The following is a 16,480-nucleotide window of genomic DNA, read 5'->3' as shown; positions in this document are numbered from 1 at the left end:
CTTGTTCAGACAACGATTGACTTGCCATATAATGGAAAGATGAAGCTAACGACACATAAATATTACATTCCAAGTGGTCGTTGTATACAAGCAATTAACTACCGACACGACCGAGTTGGTTCGACAGAACACGTGCCCGATTCGCTCAGTAAGGTATTCCATACGTTGCATGGACGTGAAGTTCGTGATGGCGGTGGTATCAAACCAGATATTGAAATCAAGCCCGATACGGCGTCAAATATTCAGTCTTACCTGATGTCGGTGATTGATTCGACGGAAACAGTGCTTGATTTCGTGATTGACTATGTGGCAAAACATCCCACAATTGACAATCCATCGAAGTTTGAACTCACCAATGCTGACTACGAAGCCTTTAAGCAACACGTGCTGAAAAGTGGCTTTAAATATGATGGTGTGAGTGAAAAGATCTTGAAAGAGCTTGTGAAAACGGCTAAGTTTGAAGGTTATTATGATGATGCAAAGCCTGAATTTGATGCAATAGAAAGCAAGTTAAAGCATAATGTTGCTAAGGATTTAGATTATAATCGTGAGCGAATTATGCAGGCATTGGCAAGCGATATAATCGGTATTTACTATTATCAGCGCGGCACAATTGAATATACTTTGAAACATGATAAGCAGGTAAAGGCGGCTGAAAAGCTATTGGATGACTCCAAAGAATATAAAGAACTGCTTGCGCCTCGTGTGGTTTCAAAAAGTGTAGTGAGCCGAAATCGTAAGTAGAAAAGTTTGAATTGTTCGCCGATGGCAGTCATATCATTGTCTAAAGTGGCTTGAAGGATATCATAAATAGCCTTGAAGGAAGGCATAAATAGCCTTGAAGAAAATCATAAATAGCCTTTAAGGGTAGAATAAAATAAAAGCGGAGATGCTGTCAGAGCACCTCCGCTTCTTTTTAATTTGCTTTATTCAGCGTGCTTATTTCTTCAACTTCAAGTCGTAGCTGAGCTTAGAAGCTGCCTCTTCTGCTTGGTCGTTAACCATGCGAAGCGTAGAGTCGTTAACAACTTTGAAGTAAGTTGTGTCCTTGCCTAAAGCGAACTTATAAACTGTTACGTCTTTACCATCAACCTTCTTTGTTTCAACAACCTTCTTACCTGTATAGTCTTCAGGCTTTGCTTGGGCTTTTGAAGATTGGATGTGTAGTGCGAAACCATCAGTAGAATCATTGGCGAGTTTCAATGTGTATACTGAACTTGCGTCAGCACCAGGGATTTCTCCCTCGTAAACAAAAGTATCAACAGCAACTGTATCGGTTGCAGCTGAGTCATTACCAGCTGCATTTGCAGCAGTCTTACCATTGTTTTGGCATGCTATCATCGCTGCACTTGCAGCAAAAAGCAACATTACATTTCTTAAATTCTTCATAACTCTTGTGTTTGTTAATAATTAAATATCGGGTGCAAATATAAGGAATTACATGATTAGTTGTTTCAGATTGTGTGGTAAAATTGGTTAAAACGTTTTACTTTCTCTTTCTCTTTTATCATTAACCCCTATCTTTTAACGATTCTTTTCCCTTTTTTCCCGTTTTTGTTTGGTGTCTATTGGCTCTTATTTTTAGGTTTTAGAGGCGAGTTTTATGATTTGTTTCGTGTCTACCTGTGCGTCTATCCACTTTCTCATCTGTTTGTCTCTTGTGATTTAACGATTTGGAACTTTATCACTTTTAATTTGTAACGAAAACATAAGAAAACGGAACTAATTATGTTAAAAGTAGCACTTAAAAGTAACTTTTTGCAGAAAACGTTTGGAAGTAATCTAAACATTTCTTAATTTTGTAACCATAAATATACTTTTATAAAAGTTAATTAATAGAAGAGACTACGAGAAAAAGGGTTGTGTCTAATAATTCTTTTGGTTAAGAAAAAATAGTTACAAGGTTCGGAATACGTACCTTTTGTGACGCTGACGCTATCTGTGTGGGGTAGTTTTAGATTATATACGTACTATATATAATAAGGTATAAGGATAAGAAAACAAACAAATAATTAATTATAACTTAAAGAGAGAGATTTTATGGAAAAAAGACTAATGATGTTTTTGGTAGGCCTTTTCCTCAGTGTTGGAATGGCTTTGGCACAAACACAGGTTTCAGGTACAGTTGTCTCTGGTGAAGATGGTGAGCCTATTATTGGTGCTTCAATTAAGGTTTTGGGCACAAATACGGGTACAGTGACTGATACCGATGGTAAGTTCTCGCTTTCTACACCAGCCGGTTCGCGTTTAGAGATTTCGTATATCGGCATGCAAAGCAAGACAGTGAAAGCCGGACCAAATATGAAAGTCACCTTGGAAGGCGACAACAAGACCTTGGAAGAGGTGATGGTTGTTGCTTATGGAACTCAGAAAAAGTCTGCTTTTACAGGTTCTGCAGCAACAGTTAAGTCTGATGATATTAGCAAAGTACAGGTTGCAAGCCCTGTAGAGGCCTTGAAAGGTAAGGTATCTGGTGTTCAGATGCAACAGAGTTCAGGCCAGCCGGGACAGACTTCATCTATTCGAATCCGTGGTATTAGCTCTATAAGTAGTGGACAATCTCCGCTGTATGTAGTCGATGGATCTCCTTTCGACGGTGATTTGAATACGATAAATCCCCAAGATATTGCTGACATTACAGTGCTTAAGGACGCTGCTTCAGCTGCACTTTACGGATCAAGAGGTGCAAATGGTGTCATCTTGATTACCACAAAGGTTGGTAGAACCAATCATGCAACGGTGACAGTTGATGCTAAGTGGGGTGTAAACTCTCGTGCGCTTCGCAATTATGACTATATAAATAGCCCAGCAGGTTACTATGAAACATGGTACAAAGGACTTTATAATTATGCTCGCGACAAGCAGAATATGACGGATTTGCAGGCATTCCAGTTTGCAAACGGACATCTTACAGATTCTTCTGACTATGGTTTGGGCTACAATGTCTATACCGTTCCGACAGGAGATATGCTTATTGGTAGCAATGGTAAATTGAATCCACGTGCCACTTTGGGTAATGTGGTTACCTATAAGGGAGAGAAGTATCTGCTCCGTCCAGACAATTGGATTAATGCAACCTATCGCAATGCACTCCGCCAAGAGTATACTGTCTCTGCAACGGGTAGCACAGATAAGTCTACTTTCTATGCTTCTGCCAACTATCTAAATATGAAAGGTATCACGGCGGGCTCAAGTATGAAGCGCTTTACAAGCCGTTTGAAGGCCGACTATCAGGTTAAACCTTGGATGAAGATAGCCGTAAACATGAACTATGCGCATTATGATAACAACCAAGTTAGTGATGATGGTAAGGAAAATTACTCTGGAAACCTCTTTACTTTGCTTCAGCTTGCTCCAATCTATCCTTTATATATGCGCGACGGAGACGGCAAAATATTGATTGATAGCCGTAATGGCTTGCAGCGTTTAGACTATGGTGATGGAAGCTTTGCAGGCTTGACACGTCCTATTTTGGCTCAAGCCAACCCACTTTCTGATATCTATGCAAACACTAATAACGTTAATGGTAACACCTTTAATGGCGTTGGTACGGTCGAGATTAGATTCTTGAAAGACTTCAAGTTCACGTCAACCAACAGTGTATATTTAGACGAAGACCGAGACATTTTCGTTCGAAACCCATGGTATGGGCAGTTCGCCAGCTCGAAAGGTATATCCAATTTACAACACAATCGCCGTTGGTCTTACAACTATCAGCAGTTACTTAACTGGCACCGTACATTCGGATTGCACGAAATAGACGCTATGCTTGGTCATGAATATTACCGTACTCGCGGCTATGCTCTTGTGGGATCAAAGAATAATATGTTCTCAAACAGCTACACAGAACTATCTGGTGCTGTAACAATGCAAAATGTAAACTCGTCACGTTCTGACTATAACACCGAAGGTTATTTCGGCAGAGTAAATTATAGTTACGCTGATAAGTACTTCGGAGAACTTTCTTATCGTCGCGATGCTTCCTCTACTTTTGATCCTAAATACCGTTGGGGTAACTTCTGGTCTCTTGGTGGTGCTTGGATTATCTCAAAGGAGAAATGGTTCAATGCGAAGTTTGTTGATGAGTTAAAGTTCAAAGTTTCTTATGGCTCTCAAGGCAATGATGGCATCGGTAGCTATCGTTATATTGATACTTATACGATTACTCCTTCGGGCTCAAGCGTTGCTTTGTTGCCAGGAAAGCTTGGAAACCAGAATGTTTCTTGGGAAAAACAGGGGATGTTTAATACCGGATTTGATTTCTCTTTGTTCCGTCAGCGCTTGTCAGGAAGCTTTGTTTTCTTCTACAGAACAACGAAAGATATGCTCGCTTGGGTAGCTCTTCCTCCATCTTATGGCTGGACTGGTTTCTACTCTAATATCGGAGATATGCGCAATGCGGGTATCGAAGTCGAACTTAATGGCGATATCATTCGCACAAAGGACTTCGTTTGGTCTGCTAAATTCAATCTCTCTTCTTATAGCAACCGCATCACTCGTCTTGCAGATAAAAACAAAAGTCGTGTCGTAGAGGGCTATAAGGGTTATACAAGTGGTGATAAGTTCTATGCAGAGAACCTCTCTATGTACACCTATCTGTTACCTAAGTATGCAGGAGTAGATGCTAACACGGGTGAGGCCCTTTATTATAAAGACACTTATGAGATGACTGCTGCGGGCACACCAAAGTTGGATGACAATGGACAGCCTATTGTTTCAGGTCGTACAACGGTGAAGAATCCTTCGGAAGCAACCGAATATCTTTGTGGAACTGCACTTCCTGATGCTTATGGTGGCTTTGGAACATCGTTCACTTGGAAGGGCTTTGACTTCTCGGTTGATTTCGCTTATCAGTTAGGAGGCCAAGTGTTTGATGGCAATTATCAAAGTATGATGACGCTAAGTCGTGGTGGAAACCTCCACAAAGACATTCTTGGCGCATGGAGTGCAACCAATAAGAACTCTTCCATTCCACGTCTTCAGTATAATGATCAATATACCGCTTCTTCGAGTGATCGCTGGCTTACCAGTGCTTCTTATTTGAGTTTGCAGAACGTAAGCTTTGGTTATACATTGCCAAGACAAGTTGTTAGCAAGATTGGTGTAGCCAATGTACGCTTCTATGTCGTAGGCGATAACCTCGCATTATTTGCAAAACGTCGCGGCTTAGACCCTCGACAGAGTGTCACAGGAGCTGTTTCGACAGAGTATTATTCACCAATTCGTACGGTCTCTGGTGGTTTAACAGTAACATTCTAATGTTTGTATTATGAGAAATTTATATAAAAATATAGTAAAGACACTATTGGTTTCTACTCCCTTCCTGCTCACTGGATGTATTGAAGAGACTGAACCAATGAACGGAACTGCCACTGCTGGGCAGATACAAGGAAATGCTCAAGCAAGTGAAGCCTTGGTAAATGCTTTGCCAGCAAAGTTTAATGCCATCTTCTCAAGAGGCGATCACTACACCTTTGGCTATGGAGGTATCATGCATATTCGCGACGTTATGACGGGTGATATGGCTACAGTGCAGAGCAACTATGACTCTTTCGACGGCTTTGCTCGTGTGAGAAATATGGGTCCGAGATATGTATACATGCAGTATGTATGGAACTATTACACTGGTTTTATCCTTTCTGCAAACAATATTATCAAGAACATTAATGAGACATCTGCCAATGATGCTCAGAAAGGTCAACTCGGATTAGGTTATGCTTTCCGTGCACTTTGCTACTTGGATATGGCTCGTATGTTCGAGTTCCTACCCAATGAGAAGTTCCCTTCAGGGAAGAATGCCGAGGGAGTAGACGTTACTAACCTCACCGTTCCTATTGTAACAGAAAAGACAACGATTGAAGAGTCTCGTAAGAATCCAAGGGTTACGCGTGAAAAGATGTTTGAGTTCATTAAGTCAGACTTAAATAAAGCTGAGACGCTTATCCCTAATTATAAGAGTAGTAACAAGGCTATGCCTAACTTAGCTTGCGTATATGGTTTGAAAGCTCGCCTTTATATGTGGGTTGAAAAGTATGATAGTGCACAGATTTATGCACGTAAAGCCATTGACGAAAGCCACGCAACACCAATGACAAAGGAGCAATCTTTGGATACAAAGACTGGCTTTAACCAGAGCACTCCTTGGATGTGGGCGTCTTCACAGACTGCTGACGATGCAAGTGTAAAGTCTAAACTCATCAACTGGACATCGTACTTGTCTAATGAAACCGAATGGGGTTACACCTCTTATGGTGGTCCTGTGATTATGATTAGCCGCGACATGTATGACCGTTTGTCTGATACAGACTGGCGTAAGTTAGAGTTTAAGGCTCCCGATGGGTCTGCTTTGGCTGCTCAAAACACTTATTGCGATGATCAGTATAAGCCGGGTGGCGATCAGGAATTACCCAAATATGCTTCTCTTAAGTTCCGTCCGGGCAATGGAGATGTAAAGAGTAACACTGTTGGTGCAGCCACCTCATTCCCTATTATGCGTGTAGAAGAAATGTATTTCATTGAGGCTGAGGCTGCCGCACATCAGAATCCAGCTCAAGGAAAGACGCTCTTGGTGAACTTCATGAGAGCTTATCGTGATGCAAACTATAGCACAACAGCTTCTACAAAGGATGCTGTGGTCGAAGAAATTGTATTCCAAAAGCGTGTAGAACTATGGGGTGAAGGCCAGACTTTCTATGACATCAAGCGTCTGAACTACTCAGTTAAGCGTGCTTATACAGGCACTAACTTCAAGGAAACGGCGCGTTACAACACCAATGGTCGCCCTGCTTGGATGAACTTCTGTATCGTTAGAAACGAAGGAAACAATAATGATGTGTTGTTAACAACCAATAATCCAGACCCATCTGGACTTTATGAACCTGTAAGATAAACAGAAAATGAAGAATAAAATATTTCAAATGAGTTTGTTGGTTGCCTTTGCTGCAGCCACACTCAGTGCTTGTAGTGACTCTTATGAATATGAAGGCGCAAGCTTGTCAACAAAGAATGCTGCGATAAAGGCTGATGGAAAAACTTCCTTAACGGTGGTAAACCCATCAGAAAATAGCTTTGACATCGTTGTACAGCGCATTGATTCAACACAAGCCGGAGAAGTAAAATTGGAGTCTTCTAATAGTAAGTTCTCTGTTCCTGCTACGGTTTCGTTTGCTGCAAACGAGGGAACGAAGAAGGTAACTGTAACCTATAACGTTGCAGGTGGTAGCACTGAATCGGCTACAATCTCTGTAGCTGCTGACCAAGCTTATGAATATCGTGTGACATCTATAGTCTATCAAGTAAGTCGTTTGAATGTAGTTGGTGTACAAAATATCACCTATAAGTCTGTACTTGGCGGCTTTGTGTTGACAACAGATGCCTATAAACTCGCTGATGGAACCTATTTCTTGCCTGCAAACAAGAATGGTTTTGACTATGATGTAGAGTTCAAAGTGACCAATGGTTCAGTCATTATTCCTGGCCAACGCGCAATGATTCATCCGAGATATGGTGATGTTTACATCTGCGGTAATGCCAATGGGGACGCTGCTCTCACTGCGGATGGCATCTCAGGTAGTGGAGTTGCCGGCACAATGGATGCTACTACGCACGTAGCTTCATTGAAAGTATATCATGCAGTGCCAGGTACTGGTGCATTTGGAAATAGGGCCGATGTGTTGAAATTCAACTAATCACATCGCATAACGATAAAAGAAAGCGCGTCAGTAAAGCTGATGCGCTTTTTTTGTTGTGTCATTTCCTGTTTTGTTTCCTGCCATTTCCTGTTTTGTGGCATTCCATTTCGAGAGCTAAATCATTTATATTGCTCTTTCCCTTCGCCCCTATTGTTTATTCGAATCATTGAGGGAAGGGGTGCAATTAAGTTTAGAATTAGGTGTATTATGCGCGTATTGTTTAATCGATTCGTTAAAGGAAGGGTTACAATCCATTTTCCCCTGTTTTGTGGGGTAAAGTGCATCATTTCGTTGTTGGCATGAATGGCCGTTGTGATTTGCCGCAAATCATGCGATGAAATGATGCAAAATACCAGATAAAACGACGCAGATTGTGATGCGAAATGATATTAATCGCGTAATGGAATAAACGTTTCAATACCATCGGTGTTGCGCTTTCTAAGCGCAATCCACCATATGTTTTAGTGTGAGAAAATGTAAATCATGATATAAAAAGAATGTTTCAATGCCATCGGTGTTGCGCTTTCTAAGCGCAATCCGCCATGAATGTCCTTGCTATACCCATGCTTTCTCATAAAAAGCTCAACACCTATGGCGTTGAATCTCCTTGCGAACGTTTACCCGGGGTAGGCTCGTTCCTCGCCAACCCTGGGCTATCAAAAGCACAACTCGTACCGAGTTGCGAAATGAAACAATTGTAGTGACGATAATGTTGATAATAAAACGTCAAATGATTTGCGTCATTTCATCGTGTAAAATACGGCGAAATACATGACCATTTGATGCATTTTAGCGTGTAAGATGACGCTGTTTATAATTCCATATTAGTTCAACGCTGAAGGCGTTGTACGTGTTATAGCCCAGGGTTGGCGTCAGCCTACCCTGGGTTATGCATGTAGTGAGGAGGTCAACGCCGTAGGTGTTGTGCTTTTTCTGTGTGGAATGCCATGATAAAATATTGAGGAATAAAAGGTACAACGCCTACAGCGTTGTTGCCACTCACAACAAATGACCCAGGGTAGACTTCGCTATCGCTCGCCAACCCTGGGCTATAAAACGTACAACGCTTACAGCGTTGCGTCGTTATAACATTGATAATGGCGGATGCGTTCATTGGAATATTAGCGCATTATGCTATTTATTTATTCGTATATTGACATCAATTATATCATGAAAAGAACGTTTCAACACCATAGGTGTTGCGCTTTCTAAGCGCAATCCGCCATGAATGCCCTTGCTATACCCATACTTTCTCATAAAAAGCTCAACACCTATGGCGTTGAATCCCCTTGCGAACGTTTACCCGGGGTAGGCTCGTTCCTCGCCAACCCCGGGCTATCAAAAGAACAACTCGTACCGAGTTGCGAAATGAAACAATTGTAGTGACGATAATGTTGATAATAAAACGTCAAATGATTTGCGTCATTTTAGCGTGTAAGATGATGCTGTTTATAATTCCATATTAGTTCAACGCTGAAGGCGTTGTACGTTTTATAGCCCAGGGTTGGCGTCAGCCTACCCTGGGTTATGCATGTAGTGAGGAGGTCAACGCCGTAGGTGTTGTACGTTTTCTGCGAGGAATGTCGTGATAAAATACCAATAAATAAAAGGTACAACGCCTACAGCGTTGTTGCCACTCACGGCAAATGCCCCAGGGTAGACTTCGCTTTCGCTTGTCAACCCTAAGCTATCAAACGTACAACGCTTACAGCGTTGCGTCGTTACAACATACAAAATTGTGGATATATCCATTGGAATACCGGCATATCACCTACGGCTTTGCCTGTTGGCAACACTCTCAATATCGGCTGTCTTCATTTGAAAAACATGAATATCTATGTTGATGTATTTACTTTTATCTCACAATTCTTTATATCAACTCATATTCACTTTAGGCCGTTTACATATAATTCACAGCTTGCTAAATAAAAAATAGAATGAAAAAAGACGCTAATTTTATTGCATAAACTTTTACTTCTTAACATAATTATTTATTGGTTTGCGTTTGTTTTAGCTCTGTTTTATTCATTTATTATACAATATCGTCTTTTAGAATAATACATATAATGCGTATATAAGTAACAAATAATAAGCTAAAATACCTAATAATACAATTAAATGAAAAATAAACTGCAAAATATTTGGTGTTATATTGCATAATCATTAACTTTGCATTCGTTAATGATTTTAATATTGTTTAAGAGGGAGTCATAGAGTTTTGTTACGTGCAGAGATGACTTTTATGTTTTAATTTAAAGAGAGAAATTTATGGAAAAGAGACTTTTTATGTTTCTTGCAGGGCTGTTTCTGAGCATAGGAATGGCTGTAGCACAGACGCAAGTGACTGGAACCGTGGTTTCAGGTGAGGATGGTGAGCCCATCGTTGGTGCTTCTGTAAAGGTTTCGGGAACCAAAACGGGAACGATTACCGACGTAGATGGTAAGTTCGCTCTTAATGTTCCAGAAGGAACAAAGCTTGTAGTGACCTATTTAGGCATGCTTCCAAAGACGGTGAATGCTTCTGTTTCGGGTGCAATGAAAATCAAATTAGACCCTGACAACAAGGTACTTGACGAGGTAGTAGTAACCGCTATGGGTATAACACGTGAGAAAAAGGCTCTCGGTTACGCTTCACAGGTGTTGGATGCTAAGGACTTAAACACTTCAGGAACATCCTCTTTGGCCAGTGCTATGCAAGGGAAGCTGACGGGTGTAGACATTAGAACCTCATCAGGAGCACCTGGTGCATCGGCTCAAATCGTTATCCGTGGCGCGCGTTCTTTTGATGGTAACAACACACCGCTTTATGTTGTAGACGGTATGCCCATTTCTTCTACGCCCGATTTCGACACGAAGGCCTCTGTAACGGGTGCCGATAATGCCAGTAGAACGATTGACCTTAACCCCGATGATATAGAGTCTATCAACGTGTTGAAAGGCCAAGCAGCCTCTGCACTCTATGGTATCCGTGCCTCGAATGGTGTGATATTGATTACCACAAAGCGTGGAAGCAAGGGCTCAACGAAGCCAGTTATCACCTTCTCTACAGACTTAAGTGCTCAGACTTTGAGTCGAAAGTTTGAACATCAAGACGTATATGCGCAGGGAACAACACTCTCAAAGTATAACCCTAACACTTCAATGTCGTGGGGACCAAAGATAGCTGACCTCGCCAATGATGCAACTTATGGAGGCAATACGAATAATAAATACACCAATGGTGACCTCACTTCACATGCTGGAATGTACTATAATCCAAAGTATGCAGCTGCTGGTCTCAGTGGATGGGCTACGCCTCAGACGCATGATAACGTAGGAGATTTCTTCAAAACAGGCTTTACTCAGAATTCAACGTTCAATATTTCACAACGCAAAAACGATGTAAGTTACTCGTTTAGTGTTAGTGATACCTATCAAAAAGGTGTTATTCCATCAACCGGAATGACCAGAACGGGTGCACGTGGTGCTGTAGATTGGAAGGTAAACGATCAGTGGAAGACAGGCTTTTCGGCTAATTACAGCTCGGTAAAGATTAAGTCTGCCCCTGGCGCGAATAGCGGAATAGTCAATGTAGTGTATTCCGCTCCAGCAGAATATGACCTTAAAGGTACGCCCTATCATAAGCCCGGAGACCCTACTTCGCAAATACTTTTCCGTGCAACAAACTTTAATAACCCCTATTGGTGGGCTGATAATGACGAGTATTCACAGCATACGAACCGCGTGTTTGGTAATGCTTATGCCGAATTTAGCCCGAAATTGAACTGGGGAAAGAATTATAAGATTGTCTTCCGCGAGCAAGCTGGTATCGACATGTATACCTCTAATAATTCTGAAATCGCTGAAGTTGGCTCTGCAAAGAACACAAAAGGCGAGGTGGAAAACATTGGTACGCAAAATAATATCTTTAATAACTTGCTCACAGCAAACTTTACTGCCAAGTGGGGAGCTAACGAAGAGTGGGACTTTGGCTTTGTACTTGGTAATGAATTTAACCATCAATATCGTCGCAAGTGGGATTATGATGGCACGGGATTAGCCTTTTATGGTCAGCCAACGATAGGCAATACATCGTCTATGGACGCCCATTCTGACTACCATATACAGGAGCGTACCGTCGGAGTTTTTGGCCAAATGTCTCTCTCTTGGATGGATATGCTGTTCTTAACTGTAACAGGTCGTAACGACGTTGTATCCACAATGCCACGCGGTAATCGTTCATTCTTCTATCCTTCTGTGTCATTAGGTTGGATCTTTACAGAACTTCCAGCTTTAAAAGAGAATCATGTGCTCTCTTATGGAAAGCTCCGTTTGTCTTATGCGCAAGTTGGTCAAGCTGGTCAGTTCTATAATAACTATATGTATGTTCCTTCATATACTGGTGGAATGTATGTCTACACACCTATCAGTTACCCTCTCGGCGGTGCGAAAGGTTACGCTCCTTACTATGTGAAGTTCGATGAAAACCTTAAGCCACAGAATACATCTAACTGGGAAACGGGTATCGACTTAGGACTCTTTAAGAATCGAGTTAGGGTTGAATATACCTTGAGTTATCAGGATGTTAGAAACCAAATATTCGACGTTCCAACAGCAGGAACGACAGGTTATCAGGCACTTCGCACGAATGCGGGACAGATGACAACGCTCTCTCACGAGCTTTCTGTGAATGCTTCTGTAATAGATCATGCTAATTATGGGCTTGACTTGGGAGTAAACTTCACAAAGATTACCAACAAGGTAAAGAAACTTGCCGATGGTGTTGAAAGCATTATGCTCGGTGGTTTCGTTGAACCTCAGGTGCGTGCACAGGCAGGTTACACCTATCCTAACATCTATGGTAAAGCTTTTAAGCGTACAGAAGATGGACAATTACTATTGAATGCCAATGGTCTTCCACAGGGAACAGCAGCCAGTGTGAATCTTGGTGAGTGTACTCCTGACTTTAATATGGGCTTCAATCTACGTGCACATTATAAGCAACTCTCACTCTCTGCAACGATGGATTGGCAGAAAGGAGGATGCATGTACAATGGAACTCTGCTCACAATGAATTACTTTGGTGCTTCCAAAGCATCGCTTCCATATCACGAAGGAACTATGGTTGCTGAGGGAATCAATGAGGCTACTGGTCAGAAGAATACGGTTCAAGTGAGCAAACAGCAGTATTATATGGCTTACAATGATGTGACTGAGGCTGGAATCTTTGACACAAGTTTCCTTAAACTGCGTGATGTGACGTTGAGTTATCAGTTCCCTAAGTTTGCCGGTATTAATCTTTCAGTCTATGGTTTCGCTCGCAACATCTTGCTTTGGGCTAAACTTCCCGGCCTCGATCCAGAGAGTTCACAAGGTAATGGCAATATGAGTGGCTACTTCGAACGTTACTCAATACCGAATAGTTCAAGTTTCGGTGGCGGCTTTAAGATTGCATTCTAAGGGCCAATTAACATGATATTAACGTAAAGAGAATTGATTATGAAAATGAAATATATATTTAGTGCGGCTCTCGCTACTATGATGTTGGCTTCTTGTTCGGAAGACATGATGGACCGTATCAATAAAGACGAAGCGCATCCTGGTATCAATATCAATGCCAAACTCCAACTAACGGAAGCTGAAGTCTCTACTATCTATAGCACACTTTGTGGCAATTATGCCTGGTATGTGAGTTCCTATACTGAGCAACTCTTTGGTACTGGCAACAATCAATTACGCATGGTAGAACACCGAAACACTTCAGAAGTGGCGGGAAGTTCGGTATTTGATAACCAGTGGAATAGCACTTATCTCAATCTTCACAATCTACAATTGATGCGAAACAAGTGTCAAGAGGGTGGGGTTAATGCCAAACAATATAATCTTTTGGGTGTAACGCAAACGTTGGAAGCCGTAAATTGGGCCACGCTTACAGACCTTCATGGAGACGTTCCCTTTAAGGAATGCTTCGTAAAGGCTAACCCACAGATTGATAAACAGAAGGTGATTTACGACCGTGTCTTTGAACTTCTCGACAGCGCTCAAATCAATTTTGCACGCGGAACGGATGACTTTAGCTCAAATGATATTATCTATGGTGGTAAGGCGGCTAAGTGGTCAGCACTTGCTCACGCACTAAAAGCACGCTATTTGCTGCGCACTTATGGGGTGAATAAAACTAATGCTCAGCTCCAAAAGGTGGTTTCCGAAGGCCAAGCTGCCTTAGATGGCGGTTTTACAGGCTGTGAAATGTCTGTCTTCAATGGTCAAACAGCCGACAACTCTTGGTATGCTTATGCACAAAGTCGTGAATATACGGGTTGCTCTTCAACTGTAGAGAAGTTGCTAACTGAACGTAATGACCCCCGTGAACCTATCTATAACTATAACAAATGGGGAAAGAATGTTGTGGCAAATCCAGGAGATGACGCCTTAGCTGCAGAGTCAGAATATGTCAATTGGCCTGCTTATTTGGAGAATGGTGCTGCATCTTTGCACTTGATGAGCCTTTCTGAACTCAACTTTGTCATGGCAGAAGCAAAGGCACGTTTAGGAGAAAATGCTGAAGATAACTTCAAAGCAGGGGTCGAAGCGTCTGTAAAAGACTTCTTTGCTGCTGGGGGAAGTGTTATCGAGCAAACCATTTCAGCGACTCAAATCAGTGACTATCTGACAGCAATTCAGGCTCGTTACACTGCAAATCCGTTGAAAGAGATTCTCATTCAGAAGTATATTGCCCAGACACGTGACGAACAATTGGAAACTTATGCAGACATTCGGCGTTGTCGTTTCATTGATGGCAGTTACCCAGTTGCAATGACTAACCCTAATAATACGGCTGGAGGCGCTAATCGTTGGCCACTTTGTTTGCCTTATGGTGATAGCGATGTGAAGTCTAATCCGAATGTGGCTAAGGCCTTTGGCACGGGTAATGATGCCGGAATGTATATCTACACAAACAATGTTTGGTGGGCCGGTGGGCAATAAAACCTGTTGCATGATGTCGTGAAAAGACACCCTCAATATTAGAAAAGCAATGTCCGTGCGAGGACTTTGTAATTTCTCTCTCACGTGGGGACTGGCATTTGCCAGTCCCTTTTCTGTTAAGTATGCCTTAAATCTAACTATAAATCTATGATAATCACATACGAATTAAAAAATTATGTTACTTTTGCAAGCTGATAACAACAAGGTAAAAAGATGAAAAGATTCGTAGGATTAATTTTGTTTTTCATAGCTGTTACAACACATGCTCAAATAGAAGGTGCTGTGACGGGTAATCATTGGGTGGGTACTTGGGCTACAGCGCAACAGCCTGTTGTGCGGAGTTTCATGCCCTATAACAACAATATGTCGGGACGTTCGGTGCGACAGATTGTGAAAGTATCTATTGGTGGCAAGCAGCTTCGACTTGAACTCAGCAACGAACTCTCCCGAGAACCGCTCATAATTCGGTCTGTTTACATTGCACATGCTATCGATAGTTGTGCCATAGAGCCTTCTTCGGCTAAGTATCTCAAGTTTAATGGCAATTACAACACCGTCATTCCTGCTGGTAAATCGCGTTTTAGTGATGCGCTAACTTTCGATCTTCAACCACTTGAAAGACTTGCTATCACCATTAATTATGATAAGGCTCCTCGCATTCCTACAGTGCACATGGGCTCTCGAACGACTTCTTATATCTTGCGAGGTGTGTCTACACCAAAGACAAGTTTTGACAAAGCATTTCGCGAAGACCATTGGTTTAATATCTCAGCAATTGATGTTTTCGACCTCACGGCTAAGAGTATAGCCATCATCGGAAATTCAATCACCGATGGAAAGAACTCTACCAACAATGCACAAAACCGCTGGCCAGACATCCTTTCGGAGTCTTTGCAGAAGAAACATGGGGTTACTGACGTTGGAATTCTAAACCTTGGGATTGGTAATAACCGTGTAACCTTGACGGGAGGCTTTGGCTTTATGGCGCGAAAACGCTTCGATCACGACATCCTTTTGCAGCGTGGTGTGCGCACAGTCGTCATCTTTGAAGGCGTGAACGACATTGGAGCAACGTCCAATAACAAGGTAGAGGCGGTGACAAATGACCTGATTCAGTCGTATGAAGAGATGATTCGGAAGGCCAAAGAGCGTAATCTCCGCGTCTTTCTCGGTACAATTTCGCCATTCAAAGGTGCCGGATACTACTCTGTTTCGCATGAAGCAATGCGCCAAAAGCTTAACCAATGGATAAGAAGTCAACGCGAAAAGGTTGATGGAATCCTTGATTTTGACGAACTACTTCGTGACCCTAATGAGCCTGAACAATTGCAAAAACAATGGCAAAGTGACTGGTTGCATCCTAACCCTGAAGGCTATCGGGCTATGGGAGAGTATGCCGCGGAGGTAATAATGAAGGCAAAATAAAAGTTGAATTAATTCATAATGCTGGCTAATTCCATTTGAATCTTGGCACAACACCTACGGCGTTGGTGATTAACAAACAATTTATTGGATTGTATTAATAAATCAATTGTGATACGTTTTCATTGATATTCCAATGAATTAGGCTATAAATAATAAATCAATACGCATTTCGCAACGCTGTAAGCGTTGTATTTTTTCAGCGTAATCCACCATAAATTCAGGCGCGAAGAAATGTGAATCATGATATGAAATGAATGTTTCAACGCCGTAGGTGTTGCGCTTTTGATAGCCCAGGGTTGCCAAACGATAGTGCAGGCTACCCTGGGTTTGGGTATGATTTGCGTGGAACAACGCCATAGGTGTTGCGCTTTCTAAGCGCAAACCGCCATAAATATCCT

General features: G+C 41.9%; 10 protein-coding genes and 3 pseudogenes. 7 read left to right on the top strand and 6 right to left on the bottom strand.

Features of this window, described 5'->3' with window-relative positions; all coding sequences use genetic code 11:
- Positions 1 to 744 (top strand): annotated as a pseudogene (locus HMPREF9420_RS06635) (S41 family peptidase); the annotation flags it as partial.
- Positions 745 to 939: 195 nt separating this feature from the next.
- On the opposite strand, the gene HMPREF9420_RS06630 reads toward HMPREF9420_RS06635, so the two are convergent.
- Positions 940 to 1,389: a copper resistance protein NlpE N-terminal domain-containing protein gene (locus HMPREF9420_RS06630; RefSeq protein ID WP_007134751.1), complete on the bottom strand. Its 450-nt coding sequence runs from the start codon at positions 1,387 to 1,389 to the stop codon at positions 940 to 942.
- A gap of 651 nt (positions 1,390 to 2,040) precedes the next feature.
- On the opposite strand from HMPREF9420_RS06630, the gene HMPREF9420_RS06625 reads away from it, so the two are divergent.
- Genes HMPREF9420_RS06625 through HMPREF9420_RS06615 form a run of 3 tightly spaced genes read left to right on the top strand, consistent with a single transcriptional unit; the run spans position 2,041 to position 7,688 of the window.
- Positions 2,041 to 5,259 (top strand): SusC/RagA family TonB-linked outer membrane protein, encoded by a 3,219-nt coding sequence (locus HMPREF9420_RS06625; RefSeq protein ID WP_007134750.1) that lies wholly within the window; start codon positions 2,041 to 2,043, stop codon positions 5,257 to 5,259.
- A 10-nt stretch (positions 5,260 to 5,269) separates the two neighbouring features.
- The gene (locus tag HMPREF9420_RS06620; RefSeq protein WP_007134749.1) at positions 5,270 to 6,889 is read left to right on the top strand and encodes a RagB/SusD family nutrient uptake outer membrane protein; all 1,620 of its coding nucleotides are present in this window, start codon (positions 5,270 to 5,272) and stop codon (positions 6,887 to 6,889) included.
- A 7-nt stretch (positions 6,890 to 6,896) separates the two neighbouring features.
- Positions 6,897 to 7,688 (top strand): hypothetical protein, encoded by a 792-nt coding sequence (locus HMPREF9420_RS06615; RefSeq protein WP_007134748.1) that lies wholly within the window; start codon positions 6,897 to 6,899, stop codon positions 7,686 to 7,688.
- 592 nt (positions 7,689 to 8,280) lie between these two features.
- Here the strand turns inward: HMPREF9420_RS06615 and HMPREF9420_RS14200 are convergent.
- The 4 genes and pseudogenes from HMPREF9420_RS14200 to HMPREF9420_RS13185 form a co-directional block, all read right to left on the bottom strand.
- Positions 8,281 to 8,388 (bottom strand): annotated as a pseudogene (locus HMPREF9420_RS14200) (tetrahydrofolate synthase); the annotation flags it as partial.
- 210 nt (positions 8,389 to 8,598) lie between these two features.
- Positions 8,599 to 8,805, bottom strand: coding sequence for a lipopolysaccharide modification acyltransferase (locus HMPREF9420_RS13195; RefSeq protein ID WP_081457437.1), 207 nt, complete (start codon positions 8,803 to 8,805; stop codon positions 8,599 to 8,601).
- Positions 8,806 to 8,962: 157 nt separating this feature from the next.
- Positions 8,963 to 9,070 (bottom strand): annotated as a pseudogene (locus HMPREF9420_RS13190) (tetrahydrofolate synthase); the annotation flags it as partial.
- 166 nt (positions 9,071 to 9,236) lie between these two features.
- A complete protein-coding gene (locus HMPREF9420_RS13185) occupies positions 9,237 to 9,443 on the bottom strand; it encodes a lipopolysaccharide modification acyltransferase (RefSeq protein ID WP_169309695.1) in 207 nt (68 codons plus the stop codon).
- A 516-nt stretch (positions 9,444 to 9,959) separates the two neighbouring features.
- On the opposite strand from HMPREF9420_RS13185, the gene HMPREF9420_RS06610 reads away from it, so the two are divergent.
- The 3 genes from HMPREF9420_RS06610 (at position 9,960) to HMPREF9420_RS06600 (ending at position 16,082) form a co-directional block, all read left to right on the top strand.
- Positions 9,960 to 13,130 carry a SusC/RagA family TonB-linked outer membrane protein gene (locus HMPREF9420_RS06610; RefSeq protein WP_007134742.1) on the top strand — a complete coding sequence of 1,057 codons (3,171 nt, stop codon included), beginning with the start codon at positions 9,960 to 9,962 and terminating at the stop codon, positions 13,128 to 13,130.
- Positions 13,131 to 13,169: 39 nt separating this feature from the next.
- Entirely contained in the window at positions 13,170 to 14,657 is a 1,488-nt protein-coding gene (locus tag HMPREF9420_RS06605) for a SusD/RagB family nutrient-binding outer membrane lipoprotein (protein ID WP_007134741.1), read from the top strand.
- A 213-nt stretch (positions 14,658 to 14,870) separates the two neighbouring features.
- Positions 14,871 to 16,082 carry an SGNH/GDSL hydrolase family protein gene (locus HMPREF9420_RS06600; protein ID WP_007134740.1) on the top strand — a complete coding sequence of 404 codons (1,212 nt, stop codon included), beginning with the start codon at positions 14,871 to 14,873 and terminating at the stop codon, positions 16,080 to 16,082.
- A 138-nt stretch (positions 16,083 to 16,220) separates the two neighbouring features.
- Here HMPREF9420_RS06600 and HMPREF9420_RS06595 read toward each other — a convergent pair.
- The coding region (locus HMPREF9420_RS06595) for a hypothetical protein (protein WP_007134739.1) at positions 16,221 to 16,480 on the bottom strand (260 nt) is incomplete at its 5' end.

Origin of the sequence: Segatella salivae DSM 15606 (assembly GCF_000185845.1) — a bacterium.
GTDB lineage: Bacteria > Bacteroidota > Bacteroidia > Bacteroidales > Bacteroidaceae > Prevotella > Prevotella salivae.
The sequence above is the reverse complement of the archived record's forward strand: the minus strand, read 5'-3'. Positions and strand labels throughout refer to the sequence as shown.